Source organism: Microvirga sp. ACRRW, assembly GCF_022346925.1.
Classification (GTDB): Bacteria; Pseudomonadota; Alphaproteobacteria; order Rhizobiales; family Beijerinckiaceae; genus Microvirga.
In genome coordinates, this window is record NZ_JAKRNJ010000001.1 from 756211 (window position 1) to 780038 (window position 23828).

A 23828-nucleotide genomic window follows, 5' to 3' on the forward strand; every position below is an offset into this window, starting at 1 on the left:
TCCGGGCTCAACCGGTAAAATGGAGGGGCATCATGCCGCGCTCTTCGAGGAGAGCCTCCATAGTGCGTTTTCGATGCATGGAGCTTTTATTGGCTCTCCGCATTCGTGAACTCATTTATGCTCGAATCATTCCAAAGGGTCAAGCATCAACATCAAGTAAATGTCGATTTTTTATTGCTCAACACTTCATTAACCATAGGAGCTCCACCAACACGGAAAGCTCCCGCAAGCGTGGGAGCTCTTCAATGTTTGAAGACATCGCTGTCGGTCAGAACTGAATCCAAATTATTGGAAACTACCGCACTCCCGCCAGCACCGTACGGTTGCCGATCCCCGCGGCAATCGACTTCGCGTACAAACCGCGATAGGCGGGGTCCAGCGACAACGCATCCGTAATGCCGAGGATCGTTTCCGAAGCGCCGAGCACGAGGCTGCCATCCGCAGCCATCAGCTGCGCAATCCTGCGAAGCACATTCGCCTTCATCTGCGGATCGAAATAAATCAGGACATTCCTGCAATAAACGATATCGAAGGGCCCGAGGCGGCTGAAATCGTCGATCAGATTCAGGTACCGGAAATCGACCATGGAGCGGATTTCAGGGGCGATCTGCCATTGGTCGCCTTTCTGGGCAAAGTACTTCACGAGAAGCCGGACCGGCAGGCCGCGCTGGACTTCGAACTGGTTGTAGATACCCGCCCTCGCCTTCTCCAAAACCTCATTGGATATGTCGGTCGCGATGATATCCACGTGCCAACCCGGCATGCGAACTGATGCTTCCTTGAGCAACATGGCAAGAGAGTATGGCTCTTGCCCCGTCGAGGCTGCGGCACACCAGATCCTCAACTTGCGACTTGCCGCACGCTCCTTGATGAAGCGCGGGAGAAGAACATCCTGGAACAGGTCGAAGGGCGCCTTGTCACGAAAGAAGAAAGTCTCATTCGTCGTCATCGCCTCGATGGCTGCATTCTCGAGAGCGGCTGAACGGCCCGACTTTATCTCTCTGATCAGGTGCGACAGATTCTCGATCTTGAAGCGCGTGCAGATGGGCGTCAAACGGCTTTCGACAAGGTATCTCTTGTCGACTGTCAGCGCCAAGCCGGATCGTGCTTTCAGAAAAGCGCGAAGGGCTTCGAATTCAAGTTCCGTCATCGCGAAGCTCCGGCAATGAGGCCCTTCAGGGAACGGCCGATGGCATCCAGGGGGAGAATTTCATGAGCAAGTCCCGCTTTTACGACACTACCGGGCATTCCCCAGACAATGCTGGTGGCCTCATCTTGTGCGATGAGCGTCGCGCCGGCCTTGACCAGATGGCGAGCCCCGTTCGTTCCGTCAGATCCCATGCCTGTCAGCACGGCGGCAATTGCCGAAGCCCCGAAAACCGAAGCCGCATCGCGAAACAGCACATCGACGGCAGGACGGCAGAAATTCTCCGCCGGACCATCATTGAGCCGAATGACAGGTTTGCCCGTGGTCGCGGCCACGCCCATGTGGCGCCCGCCTGGCGCCACGAGAACCGTTCCCGCCTGAATCGTCTCGCCATCCTTCGCTTCCCTGCATGGGAGCGAGAGCAGAGATTGCATGTGCTCGGCGAAGACTGCCGTAAACATGGGCGGCATATGCTGAACGATCAGAACGGGAATGGCCGCGAGCACTGGCTTGAGGTCCTGCAACACCCGCTCCACCGCCCTCGGCCCGCCCGTCGATGAGCCGATGAGAAGGCATTGAGGACGCACATAAACTGGTTTTGCCGCAACGGAGCTCGTTGGTGGTGTCATGACCTGAGCCACTGCTGGAGATGCGCGAACCACTCGAGGCTTCGTTGCGCCTAAAGCACGCAGCTTCTCCACCAGGTCACGTCGGAACTCCGATGCGGCATCGGCAGCGCGCGCAGTCTCAGGCTTTGCCAGATAATCGATCGCCCCCAAAGAAAGGCACTTCAGCGAAACCTGTGCATTTCGCTTCGTCAATGTCGAGATGACGATCACCTTGCAGGCGGGATGCGCCTTCAGGATCATGGGGAGAGCGGCGAGGCCATCGATCTCAGGCATCTCGATGTCGAGCAGCACGATGTCCGGCTTATGCCGCTCGGCCATATCCACGGCCATACGGCCGTTGGAGGCTGTGCAGACGACATCGAATCCTCCTGCCTCGGAGATCCATCGTGCAATCATGCCGCGAATGACGGCGCTGTCATCCACGATCATGATACGTGTCAGCGGAGCTTGTCCGGAACTCGCTTGAGTGAAAGGTTCCAATGACATTGCATTACGCCGGGAAAGTCTCAGAGAGAAGCCCCAATTCCCGAAACTTCGCAGCCAGGATGTCCTTGTCGAAAGGCTTCATGATGTATTCGTCAGCGCCAGCCCCCAACGCGCGCGTGATGTGATCCATGTCGTTCTCTGTCGTACAGAACACGACCTTCGGCTTCTCTCCGCCTGGCGTCTTCCTGAGTTCCGTGAGGAAATTGTAGCCGTCCATGACAGGCATGTTCCAGTCGAGAAGAATGACATCCGGCATCCTGATGCGGCATTCGGCAAGGCCGACCGCACCGTTCTCGGCTTCGTTCACCTCGAAGGAAAGGCTCTCCAGAATGTCTCTCGATACTTTCCGAATGGTTCGAGAGTCATCAACAATCAGACAATAATTCATGAAGCAAATTTCCTTGGCATACCATCAAACATCCACTCGGCGGAGCGAGCATTCATCACGAACGGATGTCCGATTTGCTGATGAAGTTGAAGTTCTCGATCAGGATCTCTTTGACGATATCCGCGCCAAGACGTTTGTTGATCTTCTCTTTGACGCTGGCGATCATTCCGTTCACGTTGTATCGGGACAGCTTCCTGAAATCGAGGGTGTCATCCGAATAAACATGACGGAATATCTCGTCCTGAATGAAAGCCTCAGGCGGCACGGATATCTCTCTCAGCGTTCTCGAATCCGCGGTAAAGACGAAATTTCCTACCACGTATCCCTGCACCGCACCTTCGGCGATGATCGGGATATTGAGGGGCGGCAGCTTCTTATACTGAAGCCCCTCGTAGTGCGGCTTCTCTTCGGTTGCAGCTCTCCCGACCATCCACGTCACAGCCGCATAGCACGAACCAAGCGTGACCGCGCAGACCCAGAATCCGGCTATGACATTCCTGATCACGCGCCGAAGCCTCCATGCACCACATGAGCAGAGTATGTGCTATCCGATTCAGCGGCTTGAATGGCACCTGAGATCAGCGTCGATATTTCTTGAACGGCACGCATGTGGCGCTCCAAAATGTCCTGATTTCTCTCGAGCTTCACCTTGATGCGCTCGAATTTCTTTGCGGCAATGCCGTCAATTGCAATGGTCTCGACAGTCTTGACCATCCGGCTGATTTCCAAAAGGCTCTGGCTCTTCCGACGGTTGAACTCATCGAGATTCTTCAGGTCCCGGGACAAGAGGGCCGCCGTCTCAAGATCCAACGTTTCTTCAAGGCGTTCCAGCGACTTCATCAGCATCCGAGTCTCCTTATTTCTGCTCAACCAGAATATGCTTCGCAATTCCAACGCCACCGGCCTTGGCAACCTGAGCGCCGATCTGTTCTGCCATCATGGACTTCCAGATGGATCCTGCATTGCCTTTGCCATAGGTGTTCTCTGCATTCTTCGGCAGCATCGACTCGACAAAGGTCTGAAGAATGAAGGCCTCGAATTCCTGAGCTGTACGCTTGGACTTGAGCGCTTCAGCCGACTCCGCGTCATTTCGCAGAGCGTTACGCATCTGGTAGATATCCGCTCCGCCCCCGAGAGGACGCGCGGAGACGGCGCGGACGGCCTCTTCGAACGTGGGTCCGCCTGCGGGAGCCGCACCTTGCAGCAGGCTCTGCGTGGCTGCCTGATAACGGGTTGGATCCGCTGCCCTGGCAACCTCGCTGAGAATATCTGATGGGGGGCTGATCGCCATCGCGATCTCCTTGTCTGCACCTAAGTCGGATTCCTATCGCATGAGGCTTACGGGAGGCTTGTGCCGATCCTTTGTGTCATGGCTTCAAGGATGGCCGCCAGATCCTTCTTCTCCTGCTCCCGATAGATCGTTTCCTTGAGACGCTCGAACGTCTTTTCGGTCCGTTTCACCTGCATGGCCTTTTCCGTCGTGACGGCCTTCTGCGTGATGACCGCCTCCTGCGCTTTAACCTCCTCAAGCGCCAGCGCCTTCAGCTTCCTGGCTTTCACGTCGACAAAGAGACCGTGAAGCTCGCTCGAATCTCCCATTGTCTGAAGGATTTCCTCTTGAGCCGCCTTAAGTCGGTTCTCTTCTCGCTGCAGATGCGCAAGCTGAAGCTCCGCGCTTCTATGAAGGTGCTGTTGAACCTTGATCAGCCTGTCGAATCTCTTGAGCCTCTGCTTCATGAGGATCATCCCCTCAGCCAAGCTGCGAAGGCTTCCATAAAGAGAAGCACATAGTCCTGGGCTGCAAAGTACATGATGAACAGTCCTCCGAGCATGATGAAAGGGGTCGCGATGAAGAAGACCGGGATCTGAGGCGTCAGCTTGTTCGCAAGGCCCGCCACTAAGTTGACGATCACCGAGTAGAGAAGGAATGGGCTGCTGATCCTAAGCGCGATAACGAAGGCGCTGCCGACTTGGTCCATCAGTTCCGTCAGGGATGATTGCGTGCTGATACTCTGGCCGAACGGCATGCGGGAATAAGAGCCGATGAGACCTTTGATCAACTCCCAATGCAGGTCGGACAGAAAGATCGCGGCTGTTGCCACCATCATGATCAGAGAGCTGATGGCCGGAAGCGGCTCGGCCTCATCCATGGGCGTTCCCGGCATGCCGCCGTAGCTGAGTGCCATGGATACGGCACCCAGCATCGTCTGCAGGGCAAAGAAATAAATCCGCCCCAGCAATCCGATCAAAAGCCCGGTCAAAAGCTCGGACGCGATCCAGCGCAACATCACCGCCGGGGGCTGGCCGGCAATGCCGCTGCCGATCTTGTCTAACAGGACAGGCGCCAGGGACAGGCTGACCGTCAGAGCCAGGAAGAGCCGGATCTGCGGCGGAATTCTGTTGCTGGACAGGGCCGGCGCAATCAGCATGCATCCGCCTACGCGGCAGAAGATCAGGAAGATACCGAGCAAGGTATCCGCAGCAAGCAGGTTCACGCGACAGTCCCGAGTGAATTGACTTCCACGCCGCGCGCAATCTCCAGATGGGACAAAACCGGCAGGGAGGAGAACATGCGCTCGATGATCATCCTCACATAGGGCCTGGCATCGGGGGCCGTCACGATGGCGAAGTTCTTGACCTGGCCCATGCGCGTCTTGATCGCGTCCGAGGCTTCGGTGCCGAATTGCTCGACGAGGCGTGGGTCGATATCGAACTCGATGACATCGCCCTTCGCATCGCGCTTCAGGCTTTGATGGAAGGCAATATCCCATTTGTTCCCGAGACGCAGGACATTGAGGGCGCCTCCCTCCGCCAGGTCTCCGCAGATCTGCTGCGCCATGCGCACACGCACATGCTCGACGAGTTGCTCTGCCCGACGGGCATGCGGTGCAACCTCGGCTACGGCCTCGAGAATGAGGCTCAGGTTGCGGATGGAAACCCGCTCCGCCAGCAGGAGCTTCAGCACGGCCTGTAGGCCTGAATAGGAAATCTGCGAGGGACAGATATCGTCGAGCAGGCGTTTATACTCAGGCTCAAGCCCATCCAGAAGATTGCGAACATCCTTGTAGGATAGGAGCTGCGGCAAGTTGTTGCGAATGACCTCGCTCAAATGCGTCAGCAGAACGGATGCCCCGTCGACAGCAGTGAATCCCTGCCGCTTGAGTTCGCCCACATAAGCATCCGATACCCAGAGCGCCTTCATGCCGAAGGCGGGCTCGCGCACTTCATCCCCAGGCACGTCCGGAGTTGGGCCGTCGCCCAGGACGACGAGCAGATCGCCGGGGCGGATCTCGTGCGTTGCGATCACCGTGCCGTGAATCTTGATCTGATAGCTCTTGGCCGGAATCATGAAGCTGTCGGAAAGCTTGACCTCCGGCAGGACGAAGCCGAAATCCTGCGCGAATTTTTTGCGCATCTTCTTCACGCGATGAGCCAGATCCCCATGGGAGCTCGACAGATAGGATGAGAGATGCTTGCCTAGGCAGAGTTCCACCTCTGCCATCTTGAGCGATTCCTTGACGGTATCGGTCGCCTCCAGAAGCTTCGTCTGCTGCTCCTGCTCCTGACTGAGTTTCTCTTGTGCTTCCTGTTCGGCCCGGGATTTCGGAATGCTGTAGGCCATGAACCCCATGAATCCCCCGAGCGCCATGAAGGGCACCATCGGCAGACCCGGAACGATTGCGAAGACGAACATCATGCCGGAAGCGACCATCAGGGCGCGGGGATAAGCACCCAGCTGATCCAGAACCGCCTGCTGAGCCTGACCGCGCGTGCCGCCCTTGGAAACGAGAAGGCCTGCGGCCAGCGAGACCACGAGCGCTGGAATCTGGCTGACGAGACCGTCGCCAACCGAGAGCTGCGTGAAGATGTCGGCTGCTTTCGACAGCGTCATGCCATGCCGCGTGACGCCGATGATGATGCCGCCGAAGATGTTGACCGCAATGGTGATCAGGCTTGCGATGGCCTCACCGCGAACGAATTTCGAGGCGCCGTCCATGGAGCCGAAGAAAGCGCTTTCCTCTTCCAGCTCGCGACGCCTTCTCTGAGCCTCCTTCTCATCGATCAGACCTGCGGACAGATCGGCATCGATAGCCATCTGCTTTCCGGGAATGGCATCGAGCGTAAAGCGTGCCCCGACCTCGGCGATACGCGTGGCGCCTTTGGTGATCACCAGGAAGTTGACCGTGATCAGAATGATGAAGACGACGATACCGATCACGAAATCGCCGCTCATGACGAAGCGCGAGAAACCGCTGATCACATGACCTGCGGCATCCACGCCTTGATGTCCATGAGAGAGAATGAGACGTGTCGAGGCAATGCTGAGAGCAAGGCGCAGGAGGGTCGCGATCAGCAGGACGGTCGGAAAGGCGGAGAACTCGAGCGGCTTCTGAATCCACAGCGCCACCATCAGGATGAGCACCGACAGGGCAATCGAGAAAGCCAGACCCATATCGATGAGCAGAGGGGGAATCGGAAGGAACAGGATCGCCAGGATGACGACCACGCCGCTGGCGAACATCACGTCCCGGCCGCGGTCCTTCTTCACTGTGTCACTTGACGCCATGTGCCTCTCCATGCGGCGAGCCAATCATCCGTCTGACACATGCGCGATGAAGCTTGCGCGAAGGTCGCTTGACCCTATCCAGCGGCGACCTTTGCTGGAACCCGCACCATCATCTTGCTAAAATCCTGTAATAATCTTTCCATAGACCAGCTCTGTGAACGCATAGATCTGCGATCCGACAAAGGAGCCTGTGAGAAGAGCAATGACCAGAATGGCAATGATCTTCGGAATGAACGTGAGGGTCACTTCCTGAATCTGGGTGAGAGCCTGGATCAGGGCGATGACGATGCCGATGACCATTGCGGCCCCGACTGCCGGGCCGGAGCCGATAATGACGGTCCATATGGCAGCGCGGACCAGTTCAAGCGCATCAATCTCGTTCATTGTCAGCTGACCACGATACCCTGGCCCAGAAGAAGCTCGGTCCCATTCGAGAGCGTCGCCCAAGGCCCCTGGCTTGTGATCTTGACGGAGGTCACCTGACCGGAAACCGTACCGTCCGCGGATGTAACCGTGCGTCCGATGACGCTGTCGGCCTGCGACAACGCAAAAGACGATAGCAAGGCATCGAGTTTCTCGTTGCTTTTGACCGCCTGCTCGACTTGGGAGAATGTCGCGAGCTGAGCCATATACTCCGTCGATTTCATCGGATCCGTCGGATCCTGATTCTTCATCTGGGTCAGCAGCAGCCTGAGAAAGTTATCATAGCTGACCGTCGAGGTTTTCTCCGCACCCGATGCTTTTTGAGTGATCGCTGAAGCGGCAACCGAAGAGACGTTCATTTCATTGCTCCCGATCAGGCTGCTTTTTCGGAGACGGTCGCCGGCTCGGCCGGAGCAGCAGGCTCGACAGCCTCGAAAAGGCTGCGGATGACCTTCAGGGCTTCGAACATTCGACCGACGGCGACGAAGTCGCTGACGCTCTTTAGATGGCTCTTCACGGTCTCGTCGGTGGTGATCGTCAGAATGGCATCAAAAATCTTCCGGAAAGCCAGCATCCCTTTTTCCTCTTCCTGAGGATTGATGAGGAGTGACTGAACGACGAAATACAACTGCCGCATCGGGGTCGTTGCATCGGCCAGCTGAAGAACATGGCTCTCCAGGAGAAAGCGTGCGTCGTTGAGAAGGCTCAAAGTGACCTTCTGGCTGACGCTCAGCACAGCGCCGTTGATGAAGATCCGCTCGCCGGCCTTGAGGGAGAATCGCATCTTTGCAGTCATTTCAGGCCGTCCTTGATCAAGATGTTGATATCGATGAGCGCCGCAAGGCTTTTGCTTTCGCCGCGGATGATGAGATCGGTTTCCTTCATCACCCAAAGGCCGATGGAGATGAGCTGCCCCTTCAGCTTGTCGGGGAGTGCGTTATCCGGGTGCCCCAGATCCTTGATCATGAAGGTCCAGAGGCGCTGGAGAAAGACGATTGCGCCGAGCGTTTCCGGAGATTGAGACGGAAATCCTTCAGCGGCACGCAGAAGCTCGATGGCGCGTTCGAACAATTCGTATTCGCGCTGTCGGCAGTCCTGCGGTGAATCCTCGAGGATCTCGGAATATGAAAACTGATACATACACGCTTTCCTGCCGTTAGATGAAGTTGATCAAGCTGAGTTGGTTGAGTTGGGCTGTCAGGGAATAAGACGTCTGGATTTGCGTTGAGAGCTTATCGACCCGAACCTTGGCTTCGGCCGGATCAACGGCTTCGTAATTCGTGATCCTTTCATCAAGGAATGTCTTCTGAAGGCTCATCCGCTCATTCGCCTGGTCGATCTTCTGCTGGGCCGTTCCAAGATCCGCCTGGACATCGGTCACGCTTGAAATTCCGTCTCCCAGCGTGCCGACAATCCTGCTGACCAAGTAGCTTCGCGTTTCATTGGTCATCCCGGCGATCCCCAGATCGAAGGTCATGACGTAAGCCATGGTCAATTGCCTGAATGCGTTATCGTCGGCGCTGACGGATGTTTTGATCCGCTCCGCCGGAGAGATCAGGCTTTGGATGTTCTGATCCGACGCATTGGACCACGTACCCTTCCATGCACCATCGAATACGCTGGCAAGGGGCCCGTCGATGAAATCCTTCATCTGGCCCGGCGTGATTTCCGCCACCCGGGAATCACCTTGCGGGAAATGGAAGAAATCAGAGAATGCCTTGTCGATGGCGGCTTTCGGACCGGCCTCATAGATATTGAAGGGCTGTACCTTGGAATTCACCCCGCCAAAGAGATACTGACTGCCGGTGCTCTCGTTCAATGTCGAGGTCAGCTTGCTCAATCCGGCTTTCGCCTGGCTCGCGACCAGAGACACGTCCTGTGAGCCGACAGGCATTCCGATCAAAGAATTCTTGAAGGTGTCAGCCACGGCGCGGACCTGATCGAGCGCCGCCGAGGTCGTCTTCAGGCGAAGCGCCGTCGTCGCGTTGCTGTCGGTCAAGGTGTCGAGAGTCAGCCGCTCCTGGCGCAGGGATAGGGTCTTCCCCGTCTGACGCCCGAGCGCTAAGCCCACATCCATGTGACGCCCGGTCACGACCTCCTTATTGGCCTTCACAAGATCCGACTGTAGCTTGTCGAGAGTGGACCGGGGAGAATTCCAGAGAGTCGTGGTCGATATGAATGTCGTCTTCATGCCTTACCCCACTGAATTGAGAAGCGTCTGGAGCATCTGGTTGATCACGGAGATCAGCTTTGCCGACGCGGAGTAAGATTTCTCGAGCTGGAGCATGAGCGCCGTTTCGTCATCCATGTTGACGTCCGTTGCGTTCGAGAGAGCCTCCGATGCCTGCGCCAGCAAAGTCGTCTGATAGGCAACCTGCTGAGATGCATCCTGACGTTTGGCTTCGACCCATCCGGCCGAGGACGATGCGAAATCCTGCAGCGTCATCTTTTCGCCTAGTCCAAGACCTGAATCGAAATCCCGATCTGCTTTCAGATTGTCGATCAGTTGATAGAGGCGGCCCGAGAAAGACGCGGTCCCGTCACCATAGGTGTAATCCACATCAGCAGTGATGCCGCCGTCGCGGATTCGCTCGTACTTTCCGCCTGTTCCTTGCGAAGGATCGACGGCGCCATTGACCTTGATGGAGCCTGCAAGTCCGATCGGGGCCGTCGCGGCAATGTCGGGGCCGCCCGGATAGGTAAAGACGCCAGCCTGAGGGTCCTTGCCTCCACCGGTCTTGTCCGTTTCAGCGAAGGCCGAGATCAAGCCTTGAGCCAACTCGTCGAGCTGGCGCTGGTATCCGATGGCGATATCGTCCCGCACTTTGACGAGGCCGACGAGGCTGCCGGAGCTCAAGGGCATCGGTGAGGAGTCGCCGGTCACCGGGACATTGTCGATGAGGATCGCTCCGCCGGGTTTCCCGGTCACCAGAGACACGCCCGTGTCGTATTTCACGCTGCGCGGGAGCCTGTCGAAGAGCGGAACTCCGCTATCGGTATAGAGCGCAACGTCATTGTCGGCTCTGTACACCACGGTCACCCCGATTTCCTCGGAGAGCTGTGAAATGAGCTGATCTCTTGTATCAAGCGCGTCGGTTACATCCCGCCCGAGGGCAGAACCGCTCATGACCTCATCGTTGGCGGCCTTGAACTTGGTGAGAATGTCATTGATCCGGGCGACGGAGTCGGTGATCTGGACCTGCGTTTCCTGACGGATCGCGTTGATCGTGGAGGTCGCCTGATTCAGGCTTGTCGCAAGATCGGTCGCAGCTTTGACGAAGCCGCGAGCCAGAACGGTATCCTCCGGCGCGTTGGCATATTGCTGGAGTGCAGCGCTCAAGGCGCCCAACCGCGCAGCCGGCGACTCGTCCAGCTCCGGATCGCTGATGGTCTGACTGAGCCTCTGGAGCCCTTCGAGCAGCGACTGCTGCATCGCGACGTCCGATGTCGTCTCCAGCATCTTGTTCAGAAGCGCCCGGTCACTGGCCCTGAGAACCGTTACGCGCGCCGCGCCGTCGGTCGTGACGAGAGCGCCGATCTTGCGCGAATAGCCGGGATCGGAGGCGCCCGCCGTATTGCGGGAAACGAGCGCCATCTGCGACTGGGAAGCCTGCAGTGAGGAACGGGCCGTATTATAGGCAACCGAAAGTGACATGATTGAAAGCTCTGCAGAAGGAGCGAAAGCGTTAGCGCTTCAGGTTCATGAGAACATCGAGCAGCTCGGAACCGGTTTGGAACACCTTCGAATTCGCCGTGTAGCTGGTCTGCGCTTCGATCATTGCCGTGAGTTCCGTGCCGATATCGACATTGGACCCTTCAAGCGCTCCTGACGCGATTGATCCGAAACCAACCGTTCCCGGAAAGCCGACCTGATAACCGCCCGACCTGTTTGTCGCCTCATAGACGTTGCCGGCGCGAGGGTTGAGATTGTCGGGGCTCGGCACGGTCGCCAGAGGAATGCGGTAGGCCTCGATGCGCGAACCATCCTCGTAAACGGCATAGACCGTACCATCGGCGGCAAACTCGGCGCTCTTGACCGCCGAGGGCGCATTGCCGTCCGACGTTCCAGTCAGCGAATACTCGCCCGCAAGCTGCGTCATCCCCGTCATGTCGAGTTTGAAGGGAACGCCATTGGGAACTGTGAAGGACAACTCTGTCGACGCGGCCTCGATATTGCCATTGGCATCGAAGCTCAATTCCCAAGGAGTTGCGCCAATCAGGGAGGCACCACCCGCATCCTCAACCGTCATGTCCCATGTATCGGCCCCGGTCTTTTCCAGGGTGATGTTGATCTTTACCGGATTTCCGACATTGTCGAAGACCTGAAGCGAAGATGACTTGGTCGCGCCGACCGCTGCGCCGTAGGGCAAGTTGCCGGTAAAGGTGCCATTCTTCGAAGCGGAGGCTTGCATACCGAATGATGACAGGTTGACCGGAACCATTCCATCGAGACTGTTTAGGGACGGGGTGGTTGCATCGGGGCCAAGCTTGAAGCCCATCAGCGTGAAGCCCGCCGCATTGACGAGGTCCCCGGTCTTTCCATCCACGACAAAGTTGCCTGCACGCGTCAGTGCGGGAGATCCTTTCGGGTCGGAGACAACGAAGAATCCGTTGCCGGAGACAGCAAGGTCAGTTGCCGATGTCGTGTAGCTGATCGGCCCCTGGTCAGAGATCGTATAGCGGACGGTGCTCGTGACGGAGCCGGAGTTATAGGCGCCCTCGCTCGACGGAAGAATGAGGGAGGAGAATTCCGTGGAAGCCCGCTTGTATCCGTTCGTGCTCGAGTTCTGAATATTCTCGGCAACCGTTCCGAGCTTGTTCGACTGAGCAGTCATGCCGGAAACGCCGCTGCGAAGGACACCGTAAAGGCTCATGTGAAACTCCTGAAATCCGTTTGAAATCTAACACCAGGATGCTTGCGTGAAGCTGGAGCGTGTTTGAACCGTGTTATTGCTTGAGCGCTTGCGCGAGATCCATGAAGGCATCCCGGCTTGCGGGGGACGAAGGATCCTGTCGAAGAGCGTCATAAATTTTCGGGACGAGAACGACAGCCTGATCGAGATCCTGATCCGTGCCGGGCTGATAGCCACCCATCATCCGCAAGTCACGGGTATCTTCGTAACGCGCGATCATGCCGCGTAACCGCCGCACGAGTTCTTTCTGCTCGCGAGACCAGACGTGATCCGCGAGGCGGGAGATGGAGCCGAGAACATTGATGGCCGGATAGCGGCCCTGGTCGGCAATGGAGCGGTCGAGAACGATATGCCCGTCGAGCGTGCCGCGAATGTTGTCGGCCACCGGGTCATTGTGATCGTCACCGTCGATGAGAACGGAGAAGATGCCCGTAATGGACCCCTTCCCTTCCTCGCCGGGCCCAGCCCGTTCGAGCAGACGGGGCAAGTCGCTGAAGACGCTTGGGGTATAGCCCCGCGCCACGGCGGGTTCTCCTGCGGCGAGCGCGACATCGCGAGCGGCGTGAGCATAGCGCGTGACCGAGTCGATGATCAGAAGAACCGACTCGCCGCAATCCCTGAAGTACTCCGCAATGGAGACGGCCGTTCGTGGAGCCTGACGCCGCATCATCGGGCTCTCGTCGCCGGTCGACACCACCATGACAGCCTTGTGCAGGCTGGCCTCGATCGGACCTTCCAGGAATTCGCGAACTTCGCGGCCCCGTTCTCCCACGAGGGCTACGACAATCGTGTCGAAGCCTTCGCACTTTGCCAGCATGGTCAGAAGAGTCGACTTTCCGACACCAGAGCCGGCGAAGATGCCGATGCGCTGACCCTGGCAGATCGGAGTGAAAAGATCGATGGCCTTGACCCCCGTCTGGAGCGGCTTCTGAACACGTGCGCGTGTCATGGCAGAAGGAGGTTCGGCATCGTGGTGCATCGGATTTGAACCGGCCACAACTGGGCCTAGCCCGTCGAGCGGCTCGCCAAGGGCATTGATGACCCGCCCCTTCCAGCTCTGTTCGGGAGAGAGACCATTATTCGCGACGATGAAGGCCGGTGTCCCGATCCTCGCATCGATGCGGCCGTTGAACGGCTTGATCGTCAAACCGTCCGCATCGATGCGGACGACCTCACCGACTTGCACCTTGCCGCCTGCATCGAAACCCACTTGGTCGCCCAGCTTGACGAATTGAGAGAGCCCCGTCACGCGGTAATAGCTGGGCGTGACTTCGCGAATGGTGCCGTTGATCCGGACCAGGCTTTTCCCAGCGCATTCGGACAGGATCAGATTTTCGAGTGTCCCGAGAGCGTTCATGTCGCTCCTCAGCTGTTAGGGCCCAATGTTCGGATGGCATCCATCAAGGTGGATTCGCTCTCCTGGATGGTTGTCGCGGCGCTCTCGAAGTTCCTCTGAAGCGCAATCATCTTCGTCATCTCGAGAACGGGATTGACGTTCGACCCTTCGCTATAGCCCTGTTGGATGCCATTGGACGTAAAGTCCTGCACCGCCTCGCCGGGCATGCTGGATACAACACCCGAATTTCCATAGCGGCTCAGCCGACTGTTGCTGCTCAGTTGGAACAAGCCGAGAGTTCCGACCTGGTTATCCCCCTGAGTGATCGTCCCGTCACGACTGACGACGGGAGGTCCGGCATTCGGATCGAGCGCAATGGGCGCGCCGCCGGTATCGAGGACGGCGTGTCCGTCGACTGTCACGAGATCGCCGTTCTCGTTCATGTTGAAACGACCGTCCCGCGTATAAACCGGACCGCTTGGGCCGCTATAGGCAAACCAGGCATCCCCCTGGATGGCGACGTCGAGAGGATTGTCCGTCTTGTTCAAGGGACCGGCCTGGCGCGAAATGTAATTTCGCCCGGACGAGGAAAAGGACACATCGTTCTTGCCGGCGAGAGAGAGGAGTTCCTCGAACTTGATCTCATCGGCGCGAAAACCGCCCGTCGTCATGTTTGCGATGTTGTTGGCAATCGTCGAAAGACGCTTCTCCATCGCGACCTGGGCCGACAGCGACACATAGAGGGCGGATTGCATCTGGATGCTCCCGCAAGGCCAGACCCGACGGCCCTACCCTGCCTAGGTGAAATCTCCGGTACGCACAGGCCTGAGGCCCCTGCAACTCCCAGCCACGGGTACCAAAGCAGCCTTGCTCGAAGCTGGCTTCGCCCTTCCCAGCTTCACGCAAGCCTCCAGGATTAGAAAATCGACCGGAACTGAGCTCTCGCGAGGACTAGAAGATTGGGCGTCTTAATCGGATTGGTTGTTGCCATCGGCTCGCTCGTCAGCGGCTATGTCGCCATGGGCGGGCATCTCTCCATCATCTGGCAACCGTGGGAATATGTTATCATCTGCGGCATCGCGATCGGCACGTTCATCATCGCGAACCCGATGTCGCTCCTGAAGGACACGGGCCGGGCTGCCTTTGAGGCAATTCAGGGCAAAGTTCCCAAGAGGGAGCAGTATCTCGCGATCTTAGGCTTGCTTTATGCCTTGTTGAGAGAGTTGAAGAACAAGCCGCGCAACGAGGTCGAGGTCCATATCGACACGCCATCGGAATCCGAGATCTTCAAGTCGTTCCCGAGCGTCCTCAATGACAAGGACCTGACTCTCTTCATCTGCGATTACGTCCGCCTGATCATCATCGGCAATGCGCGCCCTCATGAGATCGAAGCGCTCATGGAAGAGGAGATCGCGACCCTCAAGCGCGACCGGACCAAGCCCTATTATTCGATCTATACGGTCGCCGAAGCTCTGCCCGCTCTCGGCATCGTAGCCGCAGTCCTGGGCATCGTAAAAGCCCTCGGCGCGATCGACCAGTCGCCGGCCATCCTCGGAGGCCTGATCGCATCCGCGCTTGTCGGCACCTTCGCAGGCATCTTCATATCCTATGCCTTCCTGTCGCCGCTTGCGAACAAGGTGAAAGCGACCCGTGAAAAGCAGACACGCGTTTACATCATCGTGAAGCAGGCCCTGATCGCCTACATGAACGGCGCGCTGCCCCAGATCGCCGTGGAGCATGGCCGAAAGGGAATCTCCGTGGAATACCGCCCGACCATCGACGAAGTTGAAACGGCCACAACGACCGGCGGACGCTCCGAGGAACTGAAGGAAGCAGCGTAATGATGAGCGGTACGCAAAGCGCCAACGATATTCGCGACATGCTCCTGGACTCGGCAGGTCTCTCCATCGACCGCCTGCCCATGCTGCATGTGATCTTCGATCGCATGTCGACAAGCTGCGCCGAGCATCTTCGGCACATGGCCGCTTCTCCCATGTACTATTCCCTCAGCGGGATCGAGAGCGGGCGCATCAGCGAAATTCTGGAGATGTATGAGGCCAATGCCGTCGCAGGCATCTTCCATGCTCCGGATTGGGACAGCCATATCCTGATCGGATTCGACCGCGACTTCATTTACACGATGGTCGAGGTACTTTTCGGCTCCGATGGTTCGGAGCCTCCTGTCGAGGAGGCTCGCGGTTTCTCCAGCATCGAGCTTCGCATGGCGCAATCTCTTTTCGAGCAGGTCGCCAAGGCGCTGCAAGCCTCGTTCTCCCTGGTATCGAACACGAAATTCAAGCTGGAACGCCTTGAAACCCGCATGGACTTCGCCGTGATTGGCCGGAGAAACAACCAGGCGGTCGCCGCCAAGTTTCTCCTTCAGGCCTTGAATCGTGGCGGCGAGATGTTCGTGATCATTCCTCAATCGGCCCTGAACCCGATGAGAAAGGTGCTCTCGAGAGTCGTCTCAGGCGAGTCGACGGGGCGCGACCCGCGCTGGCTGAAGCAAATGGCCAACGAGGTGAGCAAAACGGAGATCACTCTCACAGCCGTTCTTGAAGAACGCTTCCTCTCTCTCGGTGAGATCGCAGAGTTGAAGGTTGGTCAGGTGATCGAGCTCCAGGCTACGCCCAAGAGCCGCGTCAAGCTCGAAGGAAATCAGCAGGGCCTCTTCTGGTGCCACATGGGCCAGGCCGACGGATCCTACGTTCTCAAAATTGATGAATCGATCGACCAAGAGAAGGAATTTCTTGATGATGTCTTCGCTAGCTAACATCGTTCTCTTCGTCGCTCTCGTCATAACAAGCGCGATGGTCGCTCTTATGTATCTGAAGCTCAAGCGCTTCGACCGGTACCATGCGGAGTACCAGCAAATCTTCGATAAAACCGGAGTGGCTCTGATCGGCGCGCAAAGGGCCGTCGCCACCTTCGGATCAGAGAGCCGCGAGACGCTCGCCCTTCTTGGAGCCCGTATTGAGGAAGCCCGGGAATCGGCGAGGCAGCTTGAGGCGCTCACCCAATCTGCTCGCGAGCTGTCCCAGGCCCGCTCTCGCAGCTCCAATTCGTAAGGATCTGTCATATGTCAAACCCATTTGAGAATAGTTTTCAGGACAAGGCCGCCTGGCAGCAGGAGGGAGAACTCGGCAAGAGTCTCGGCGGTTCTTCCTCGCGAGACGACAGAATGGACAGCGGCCGCAACCTCGATTCGATCCTGCGGATTCCGGTGACGATCCAGGTCGTTCTCGGTTCCGCGACCATGCCCGTCTCCAACTTGATGAAGCTGGGACGCGGTGCCATCGTTCCTCTGGATCACAGGGTCGGCGAACCCGTCGATGTAGTGGTCAATGGCCGCGTGATCGCCCGGGGCGAGGTTGTCGTCGTGGAAGATGACAATTCGCGCTTCGGCATCTCCCTGACCGAAATCGTCGGCCCGCCGACCAACGACATCACTGGTTAAAGCGGTTTCATCTATGGTTGCGAGTTTCCCTGTAAGGCCAGGCGGCGCAAAGCCGATGAAAGGGCCGGAACGCGTTGCAACGCTTCTTCTCGCGATGGGGAAGCCTGCGGCCGGGCGGATTTTGAAGCATTTCAGTGAAGATGAGATTCGCCTCGTCACGAGGTCCGCCGCTCTGCTGGGCCCGGTCTCGCCTTCTCAAATCGAGACGCTCATCGACGAATTTGCCTCGAACTTTACAAGCGGGGCGGACGTCATCGGAAGCGTCTCTCATATTGAGAAGCTCCTGTCAGGAATCTTATCTCCCGAGCAGATTGCCGACATTCTAAGCGATGTCGCAGGCAATGCGAACAGAAGCATTTGGGAGCGCATCTCAACCGTTTCTGAGAGTGCTATTGCCTCCTACCTTTTGAAGGAGCATCCGCAAACGGCGGCTCTCATTCTGACGAAGGTCAAGCCGTCATGCGCCGCCAAGGTGATGACCCAGCTTCCTCAGCCCCTGCGCAACAACTTGATGCGCCGTATGCTGAGCATGAAACCCATCGTCGACGAAACCATGAAGAATATCGAGAAGACTCTCCATGAAGATTTCATGGCGAATTTCTCGAAGCATGCCGGATCGGACACTCACGCCAAAATCGCAGACATCATCAACAAGATGGAGCGCGACCATATGGAGGACGTGCTCACCAGCCTTTCGACCGTGAGGCCGAAATCAGCAGAGATTCTCCGAGGCCTGCTCTTCACCTTCGACGACATCGTGAAGCTCACGCCGCGAGACCGAACGACGCTGTTCGATCAAGTTCCCCCGGATAAGGTCGTTCTAGCATTGAAGGGGACGAGCGACGATTTCCGCAAAGTGGTTCTTGCCGCACTCTCGTCCCGCGTCAGGCGCATGATCGAGCACGAGTTGAGCAGCAAGGAGCCTTCACCGAACCGGGATATTGCCGAGGCACGCCGCTCCATTACGGACCTTGCCCTGGATATGGCCGGACGGGGCGAGATCGTCATCAACTCTGAAACAGACGACGAGTCTTTCGTCTGAGTGTTGATGATAAGAGATGTCCGATTCAGAAGACAAGGAAAGCAAAACTGAAGCGCCTTCGGACAAGAAGGTTCGCGACGCTCTCGAGAAGGGCAACATTCCCTTCTCGAGGGAGGCGCCTATATTCGCTTCGATCCTCGGCATCCTTCTGGTCCTGACATTCACGGCCCGCAGCAGCACGAAGTTTTTGACGGAACGCCTGTCTCTCTTCATCGATCGTCCGCAAGACTTCCGGCTGGGATCAGGAGCGGACGCTGCATCCTTGTTCCATGCGCTTTCCCTCGACTTGGGAATGTTTTTGGTCCCGATCATCGCAATCCTGGCAGGATGCAGCCTTGTGGCCTCGATCTTCCAGAACACCCCGTCCGCCGTCACTGAGCGGATCAGGCCTCAATGGAACAGGATCTCACCGATAAGCGGCTGGAATCGAATCTTCAGCCGCTCCGGCCTCGTCGAGTTCGCTAAGGCCTTGTTCAAATTCGGAACCATTACCATCGTCTCCATTCTGCTTCTCAAGTCGGAGCAGCATAAGGTCTTCAACGCCATGTTCAGTGACCCGTCCCTTATTCCGGAGCTTATGCTGACCATGGCGATGCGGCTCGTTTCCGCTATTGCCATTGCGACGATTGTTCTCGTTGCCGCCGACTTGGTTTGGGCGCGACTCAAATGGCACAACGACCTGAAAATGACGCCACAGGAGGTCAAGGAAGAGCACAAGCAAATGGAAGGCGATCCCATGGTCAAGGCCCGCATGCGCTCGCTGGCTCAAGACCGTGCCCGAAAACGCATGCTGGCAGCCGTTCCCAAAGCGACGTTCGTCATCGCCAATCCGACCCATTACGCGATTGCGCTCCGCTATGAGCGAAGCGAAGCGAGCGCCCCTATCGTCGTTGCAAAAGGCAAGGATCTCATTGCCTTGAAGATCCGCGAAACGGCAGAGAAACACGGCGTTCCCGTCATCGAGGACAAGCCCCTGGCAAGATCCATGTACGACCATGTTGAAGTGGATCGCATGATTCCTCCGGATTTCTACAAAGCGGTCGCACAGATCCTCTTTTACATTCTTACGAGATCTAAATGAAAAGACTTCCCTCCGCAGCCCCGGAAGGCTCTCTTTACGGATATGTCGACGTGAACGCATTCGAGGAGGTTCTGGCCTGCAACATCAAGGATGTCATAGCCGATTTTTGCCTCGTGGATGCCGAGATCATCAGATCTTATGTAAGCAAACAGCTGCACGGCAATATGAATGAGATCGTTTCGTCCTGCGCGGAACTGTTCTTCAAGGGACACACGCTTTCCTATGCCCGGTCCGCCGGGATCAGCACGGCTCTTGGCCACCCTCCCTGTGTCGTTCTCGACATGGAGTTTGCTCACGATACTGTCAGCGTCGACTTCAAGCTCGTCCTGGGGGAGTTCTCCGTGGGCGTGCACATCAATCGCGTGCTGCTGTCTGAGATCAGTGAGACCGACTTCGACCCTCGCTCGTTCGCTCAAATCATCGCCTCGGCCCGCTTGAGACCTCTCCCACCGCGCTTCCGTTCCGCTTACTGCCCCGCAAATTCTCTGCGGCATTGAGCAGCGACACAGGCGAATACCTTGGCACGAACTTCCGTCCCCCTCGTTCTCCTGTCGGTTGCCGGCGTACTGGCCGGCTGCAACGCTCAAACTACGGTCGACGCTCGAGGCCCTTGGGGAACGCCGGCAGAGCCACGCAGTTATCCGCAATACTCATCGCCATGGGGGCGGCATATCATAGAGGAACGCCCTCCAATCGTGTCCGGCGCAAGCCTGCCCATGGAACCCGCTTTTTCGGCGGACAATGGCAACTTCCTGCCGGTTTCTTCCCGGGACAGACGAACCGTCACCTTGCCGGAAGACCCGCAACCTTCTGCCTCCGTGGCTCCATCCCATGCGCGTGAGCCAGCCGGGCCGGTTCCTGCAGAGATTCGCGAGGAGGTGCGCACACAAGAGCGCGCCCGCATGTCGCCTTCGGCGGAGTTTCCGCCCGGAGTTTTCACAACCCCTCGCCGTGCGTCGTCTTATGCCGGAATATGGCACGCCAAGGATGACAAGGGTCTTTCCTGCAGCATCCATCTTTCAAGCGTTGCATCCCTGGATCTTTATAAGGCATCCGTGTCCAAGTGCTCCAATGAGAGCCTGAGCCAGGTGAACATGTGGCGATTTGAGGGAGGCAAAGTTACGCTGTTCTCTCGGGGCACGGAGATTGCGCGATTGGAGGGAGCGGAAGCTTCCCTTGCAGGGACCTTGAGCAGGTCAGGCGCTCCTCTTAGAATGACGCGATAGACGACGATTATCAGCCGCTGGAAGCAGTCTGGCCCGGCTTCAATCCCGGGGCATCCGCGCAGAACGAGCGGGCATTCGGCGTCCATTGGCCAAATCCGGTCGCGACCATGTTGGCGATCACCCGGCAAACATAACGCTTCTGGGCGGGATCGTTATCGGGACCGGCATGATAGCGGGCAATCGCCATCGTCCAAGTCTCATGACGCCCCTTCAACTCGCTCAAGAAACGGGCGGCGTATTCCACATTGTCCCGAGGGCTCAGCATGCTTTCCAAAGATGCGAACCTTTCGCGGTGATAATGATGGTTGATCTGCATGCAGCCGAGATCGACCAGCTTGGCCCCGGCCCGGCGGGCCTGTTCGAACTGCTGAACGGCTTCGCCAAGGGAATTCGCGAAAACCGCCCGTCCCTCGATGTTCATGGCATAAGGCTGCAAGGATCCGCGACGCCCGGTTTCCGTCAGTCCGACCGAGTAAAGCATTCCGAGAGGAACGCCATATTTCGCGGAAGCCCGTAGCATCTCCCGCTCGCAAAGCTGGCTCGCAGGCTGCGCCTGAACTTGAGCGCGAGCAGGACTTGCCAGACTATAGGTACACGCCGCCAGTGCTGCGGCTGCCAGGAATCGCTTGCTCGTCCGCATGCTTATGATGCTCTGCACTTGTGCCCGCATTTTGCCTTTCCCGGTTGCGAGAATGTCCATCCTGGCTGGCGCTACCTTGCTGAAATGATTGTCCCTGCATCTGCATGTCGGACTGGGTCTTGGATGTCGCCATGCGATCCTGAACAACATCGTCATTGACATGAATGCTGATCGTGTCGGGACGATATCCCGATCCGCGCAGAAGCGAGGACAGTTTTTCGGAATCGGCCTTCAAAAGCTGCGCCGTCTCTTCGCTCTCAACATGAAGCTCCATATCAAGGCTCTCACCGGCAAGCCGCATTTTTACGGTTACAGCACCGAGATGCGCAGGGTGAAGCTGCAGGTTGAGAACCCGCAGGGCACTATCGGAGGCTTTGACGGATATTGTCCGGAATGTGCCATCGAATTGCGTTGGATGAGCTTGTGAGCTGTTTGCGAAGGATTGAACCTCCGACTTTACCGCACGCGCTATCCGATGAAGATTGTCCGATGGTAGGTTGATGGATTCATCATGCTGGACTGAATCCGGAGAAGGGTCTGCCTGGTGCTCAACTCTTTCCTCAGAGTGGCCTGCCATGGGCTTTCCTTTTGCAGCGGTGTTCATGGCATCACCCGATTCACGCTCCACCGCATCCAGGGGAGCAGCAGGAAGTCCAGCTTGCGGGCGGGTATCCTGCTGAATGTCCTGCCGTTTTAAGGGGAGAGACACTGGAAGTTCGTTGCGGGCGCCATCATCGGATATGTCATCGAACGAGGCTGAGGTTTCGCCTTGCGGTTCGGCAATGTGTCCGGTTTCAAGCCTCTCAACCAATGGCTTGAAATGCGTTTCCTGATGCTGAACGGTAATCGCTGTTCTGGGTGCGGTCGTCAAGTTCGGCAGCCCACCTTCTTCCGGCGAGAGCTGCATGCCGTCCAGAAGAAGCGGTGAGGAGCCGCCCTTCTGTTCATCGCTGCTTGAAGATGCCATTGAAGCGGGCGATGCTGCATTCGGCAAAATACCTTGCAGCAGAACGAAGACTGCGTTTGCTATGCCGGCAGGTCCGGATGCGTTGCCCTCAGTTGCCGTCTCGGACGTGTTAGGCTCACCCTGCCATTGAGCATCGCCCCCATCCCCCGAGACATGCTCTGCCAACCCCTTCAAAAGAGTGTCGAAGCTTTCGGTGTCAGCAGGTCCGGTAGCGCCAAGCGCACCTTCAACAGCGACAGAGGGATCTCGCGAAGGCTGCTGATCAATCTGTCTGGGTAGATTGCGGGCCAGGATGTCAAAAGGGTTCATTGAACGGTAGGTGCCTGGTTCTTGATCAAACTGTCGATGCGGCTCAGAGTATCACGTGCCTTCAGTAGCGCTTGAAGCTGTTCCGGCGCTTGCTTCTGGCTGGAAGCGGGCGCGGAATCTGTATCAACCGGCGTCGTTTTTCCCTTGGTCGCGATCGTGCTGTTTCCTGGCATATGACGAATCTGACCTGCCATCGACAAGGCCGAGTTCAGAAGAGCAGCGTCTCCCTCTGACAAGAGCGACCTATCGATGCTTTCCAGATCGGCAACCGCCGCCCCGATTGTAGCGGGAGAAACAATCATGGCGGCGGCGTGATAAAGCTTCGCCCGCGCAGCGTTGCCGGCATCGCGGCCAGCAAACTCCAGAGCCTTATCCGCGAACATGCGGGCAGATGTCGTGAATCCCTGATCGATCGATGATCTTGCAACGAGAAGATAAAGGTCCTGCCTGGCGCCTGGCTCCAGATCCTTCAGGACGTCCACGACACGGATGAAAAGAGCTTGGTCCTTTCCGAAGTCGACCCTCGTCAGTACCGAAGCCAAACGTTGCCGGAAGTTTCCCGCATAAATCGAGTGGCGGTAGCGGCGCAGATAGTCGGACGAAAGAGCCAGAAACTTCTTCATATCGCCGGTCTGGCTCGCCACGAAAACCTGCCGTCTCAAAGCTCCCTCCTCAAGCAACGTTCCCGGAGCCACAAGCCTGACAAAATCCAGAAGGTCGCTGGACTTCTTCGAATCCGTCCGGACAAGCAAAGCGGATTGGACCAATGCCAATTGCGCGCCGAGCATGGGGGCGAGTGTCCGAACATCCAATGACAAGAGCTTGCTCTTCGCTTCCTCTTCCCTTCCCTCCACATAGGCCAGGGTTCCTTCGACAAAGGCCCTTTGATCCAGAGGGACGCCGATATCCAAGAGTCTTCTGAGGATCTGCGGATTTCCTCCGCTCAGGACGAAAGCGATGGCGGCACGTACGTTCTTGGCCTCTGTCCAAACCTCCGCTTCCAGAGCCATGAAGCGGCTATCGAGGATCGTCAGGAGCCCACGTTGCCCCACATGAGCCTCGGTCGATCCCGTGGCAATCTGATCCTGCATCAGCTGCAGCGTTCGAACCATCTGGATGGGGCGCGAGACGGCCTCCTGTTGTGCCGGGGGAGCTGCCGCCGCGCGCGCATTCTCTGCGAGAGCAGGTCCCGGCGTGCCCATGACAGCGACGAGAAG

29 protein-coding genes are annotated in these 23828 nt (G+C 57.5%); 8 read left to right on the top strand and 21 right to left on the bottom strand.

All coding sequences use genetic code 11. From position 1 onward, the window contains the following. Positions 1–295 precede the first annotated feature (295 nt). The 18 genes from MHY87_RS03750 to flgF all read right to left on the bottom strand — a co-directional run bounded on the left by MHY87_RS03750 (position 296) and on the right by flgF (position 14644). A complete protein-coding gene (locus MHY87_RS03750; protein WP_239349488.1) occupies positions 296–1150 on the bottom strand; it encodes a protein-glutamate O-methyltransferase CheR in 855 nt (284 codons plus the stop codon). Further along, a complete protein-coding gene (locus MHY87_RS03755; RefSeq protein WP_239349490.1) occupies positions 1147–2205 on the bottom strand; it encodes a chemotaxis response regulator protein-glutamate methylesterase in 1059 nt (352 codons plus the stop codon). Before MHY87_RS03755 ends, MHY87_RS03750 begins: the two co-directional genes overlap by 4 nt. Positions 2206–2266: 61 nt before the next feature. After that, the gene (locus MHY87_RS03760; RefSeq protein ID WP_239349492.1) at positions 2267–2650 is read right to left on the bottom strand and encodes a PleD family two-component system response regulator; all 384 of its coding nucleotides are present in this window, start codon (positions 2648–2650) and stop codon (positions 2267–2269) included. Positions 2651–2705: 55 nt separating this feature from the next. Further along, complete coding sequence (locus tag MHY87_RS03765) at positions 2706–3155, bottom strand: hypothetical protein (RefSeq protein ID WP_239349494.1); 450 nt, start codon at positions 3153–3155, stop codon at positions 2706–2708. Beyond that, positions 3152–3496: a flagellar protein FlgN gene (locus MHY87_RS03770; RefSeq protein WP_239349496.1), complete on the bottom strand. Its 345-nt coding sequence runs from the start codon at positions 3494–3496 to the stop codon at positions 3152–3154. Before MHY87_RS03770 ends, MHY87_RS03765 begins: the two co-directional genes overlap by 4 nt. A gap of 10 nt (positions 3497–3506) precedes the next feature. Further along, positions 3507–3941, bottom strand: coding sequence for a rod-binding protein (locus MHY87_RS03775; protein WP_239349498.1), 435 nt, complete (start codon positions 3939–3941; stop codon positions 3507–3509). 47 nt (positions 3942–3988) lie between these two features. Further along, a complete protein-coding gene (locus tag MHY87_RS03780; RefSeq protein ID WP_239349500.1) occupies positions 3989–4249 on the bottom strand; it encodes a hypothetical protein in 261 nt (86 codons plus the stop codon). Between the two features lie 143 nt (positions 4250–4392). Then, positions 4393–5145: a flagellar biosynthesis protein FliR gene (gene fliR, locus MHY87_RS03785; protein ID WP_239349502.1), complete on the bottom strand. Its 753-nt coding sequence runs from the start codon at positions 5143–5145 to the stop codon at positions 4393–4395. After that, positions 5142–7217 carry a flagellar biosynthesis protein FlhA gene (gene flhA, locus MHY87_RS03790; protein WP_239349504.1) on the bottom strand — a complete coding sequence of 692 codons (2076 nt, stop codon included), beginning with the start codon at positions 7215–7217 and terminating at the stop codon, positions 5142–5144. The genes fliR and flhA overlap by 4 nt, the downstream gene beginning before the upstream one ends. Positions 7218–7334: 117 nt before the next feature. After that, positions 7335–7601: a flagellar biosynthetic protein FliQ gene (locus MHY87_RS03795; RefSeq protein ID WP_239349506.1), complete on the bottom strand. Its 267-nt coding sequence runs from the start codon at positions 7599–7601 to the stop codon at positions 7335–7337. Between the two features lie 2 nt (positions 7602–7603). After that, entirely contained in the window at positions 7604–7999 is a 396-nt protein-coding gene (gene flgD / locus MHY87_RS03800) for a flagellar hook assembly protein FlgD (protein WP_239349508.1), read from the bottom strand. A 14-nt stretch (positions 8000–8013) separates the two neighbouring features. Next, a complete protein-coding gene (flbT, locus tag MHY87_RS03805; protein ID WP_239349510.1) occupies positions 8014–8436 on the bottom strand; it encodes a flagellar biosynthesis repressor FlbT in 423 nt (140 codons plus the stop codon). After that, positions 8433–8780, bottom strand: coding sequence for a flagellar biosynthesis regulator FlaF (flaF, locus tag MHY87_RS03810; RefSeq protein WP_239349512.1), 348 nt, complete (start codon positions 8778–8780; stop codon positions 8433–8435). Before flaF ends, flbT begins: the two co-directional genes overlap by 4 nt. 16 nt (positions 8781–8796) lie before the next feature. After that, positions 8797–9831, bottom strand: a complete 1035-nt coding sequence (locus MHY87_RS03815) for a flagellar hook-associated family protein (protein ID WP_239349514.1) — start codon at positions 9829–9831, stop codon at positions 8797–8799. A 3-nt stretch (positions 9832–9834) separates the two neighbouring features. After that, positions 9835–11295 (bottom strand): flagellar hook-associated protein FlgK, encoded by a 1461-nt coding sequence (gene flgK, locus MHY87_RS03820; protein ID WP_239349516.1) that lies wholly within the window; start codon positions 11293–11295, stop codon positions 9835–9837. 31 nt (positions 11296–11326) lie between these two features. Continuing rightward, positions 11327–12514 carry a flagellar hook protein FlgE gene (locus MHY87_RS03825; protein WP_239349518.1) on the bottom strand — a complete coding sequence of 396 codons (1188 nt, stop codon included), beginning with the start codon at positions 12512–12514 and terminating at the stop codon, positions 11327–11329. A gap of 73 nt (positions 12515–12587) precedes the next feature. Further along, positions 12588–13910 carry a flagellar protein export ATPase FliI gene (fliI, locus tag MHY87_RS03830; RefSeq protein ID WP_239349520.1) on the bottom strand — a complete coding sequence of 441 codons (1323 nt, stop codon included), beginning with the start codon at positions 13908–13910 and terminating at the stop codon, positions 12588–12590. Between the two features lie 8 nt (positions 13911–13918). Next, positions 13919–14644 (bottom strand): flagellar basal-body rod protein FlgF, encoded by a 726-nt coding sequence (gene flgF, locus MHY87_RS03835; RefSeq protein ID WP_239349522.1) that lies wholly within the window; start codon positions 14642–14644, stop codon positions 13919–13921. Between the two features lie 204 nt (positions 14645–14848). Here flgF and motA point away from each other — a divergent pair, with 204 nt between their 5' ends. The 8 genes from motA (at position 14849) to MHY87_RS18930 (ending at position 20695) form a co-directional block, all read left to right on the top strand. Further along, positions 14849–15730, top strand: coding sequence for a flagellar motor stator protein MotA (motA, locus tag MHY87_RS03840; RefSeq protein ID WP_239349524.1), 882 nt, complete (start codon positions 14849–14851; stop codon positions 15728–15730). Beyond that, positions 15730–16662 (top strand): flagellar motor switch protein FliM, encoded by a 933-nt coding sequence (locus MHY87_RS03845; RefSeq protein ID WP_239349526.1) that lies wholly within the window; start codon positions 15730–15732, stop codon positions 16660–16662. Before motA ends, MHY87_RS03845 begins: the two co-directional genes overlap by 1 nt. Next, positions 16643–16957, top strand: coding sequence for a hypothetical protein (locus MHY87_RS03850; protein ID WP_239349527.1), 315 nt, complete (start codon positions 16643–16645; stop codon positions 16955–16957). The genes MHY87_RS03845 and MHY87_RS03850 overlap by 20 nt, the downstream gene beginning before the upstream one ends. Positions 16958–17070: 113 nt before the next feature. Continuing rightward, the gene (gene fliN / locus MHY87_RS03855; RefSeq protein WP_091129771.1) at positions 17071–17346 is read left to right on the top strand and encodes a flagellar motor switch protein FliN; all 276 of its coding nucleotides are present in this window, start codon (positions 17071–17073) and stop codon (positions 17344–17346) included. A 55-nt stretch (positions 17347–17401) separates the two neighbouring features. Next, positions 17402–18388: a flagellar motor switch protein FliG gene (locus MHY87_RS03860; protein ID WP_239349528.1), complete on the top strand. Its 987-nt coding sequence runs from the start codon at positions 17402–17404 to the stop codon at positions 18386–18388. A gap of 16 nt (positions 18389–18404) precedes the next feature. Beyond that, a complete protein-coding gene (flhB, locus tag MHY87_RS03865; protein ID WP_239349529.1) occupies positions 18405–19469 on the top strand; it encodes a flagellar biosynthesis protein FlhB in 1065 nt (354 codons plus the stop codon). Beyond that, a complete protein-coding gene (locus MHY87_RS03870; protein WP_239349531.1) occupies positions 19466–19966 on the top strand; it encodes a hypothetical protein in 501 nt (166 codons plus the stop codon). Before flhB ends, MHY87_RS03870 begins: the two co-directional genes overlap by 4 nt. A gap of 405 nt (positions 19967–20371) precedes the next feature. Continuing rightward, complete coding sequence (locus tag MHY87_RS18930; protein ID WP_370644836.1) at positions 20372–20695, top strand: AprI/Inh family metalloprotease inhibitor; 324 nt, start codon at positions 20372–20374, stop codon at positions 20693–20695. A gap of 10 nt (positions 20696–20705) precedes the next feature. On the opposite strand, the gene MHY87_RS03875 is transcribed toward MHY87_RS18930, so the two are convergent. The 3 genes from MHY87_RS03875 to MHY87_RS03885 are packed head-to-tail and all read right to left on the bottom strand — an operon-like array spanning position 20706 to position 23702. After that, entirely contained in the window at positions 20706–21335 is a 630-nt protein-coding gene (locus MHY87_RS03875; RefSeq protein ID WP_370644823.1) for a transglycosylase SLT domain-containing protein, read from the bottom strand. After that, positions 21280–22611 (bottom strand): flagellar hook-length control protein FliK, encoded by a 1332-nt coding sequence (locus MHY87_RS03880; RefSeq protein WP_239349535.1) that lies wholly within the window; start codon positions 22609–22611, stop codon positions 21280–21282. Before MHY87_RS03880 ends, MHY87_RS03875 begins: the two co-directional genes overlap by 56 nt. Beyond that, positions 22608–23702 (bottom strand): chemotaxis protein MotC, encoded by a 1095-nt coding sequence (locus tag MHY87_RS03885; protein ID WP_239349537.1) that lies wholly within the window; start codon positions 23700–23702, stop codon positions 22608–22610. Before MHY87_RS03885 ends, MHY87_RS03880 begins: the two co-directional genes overlap by 4 nt. Positions 23703–23828: the final 126 nt, after the last annotated feature.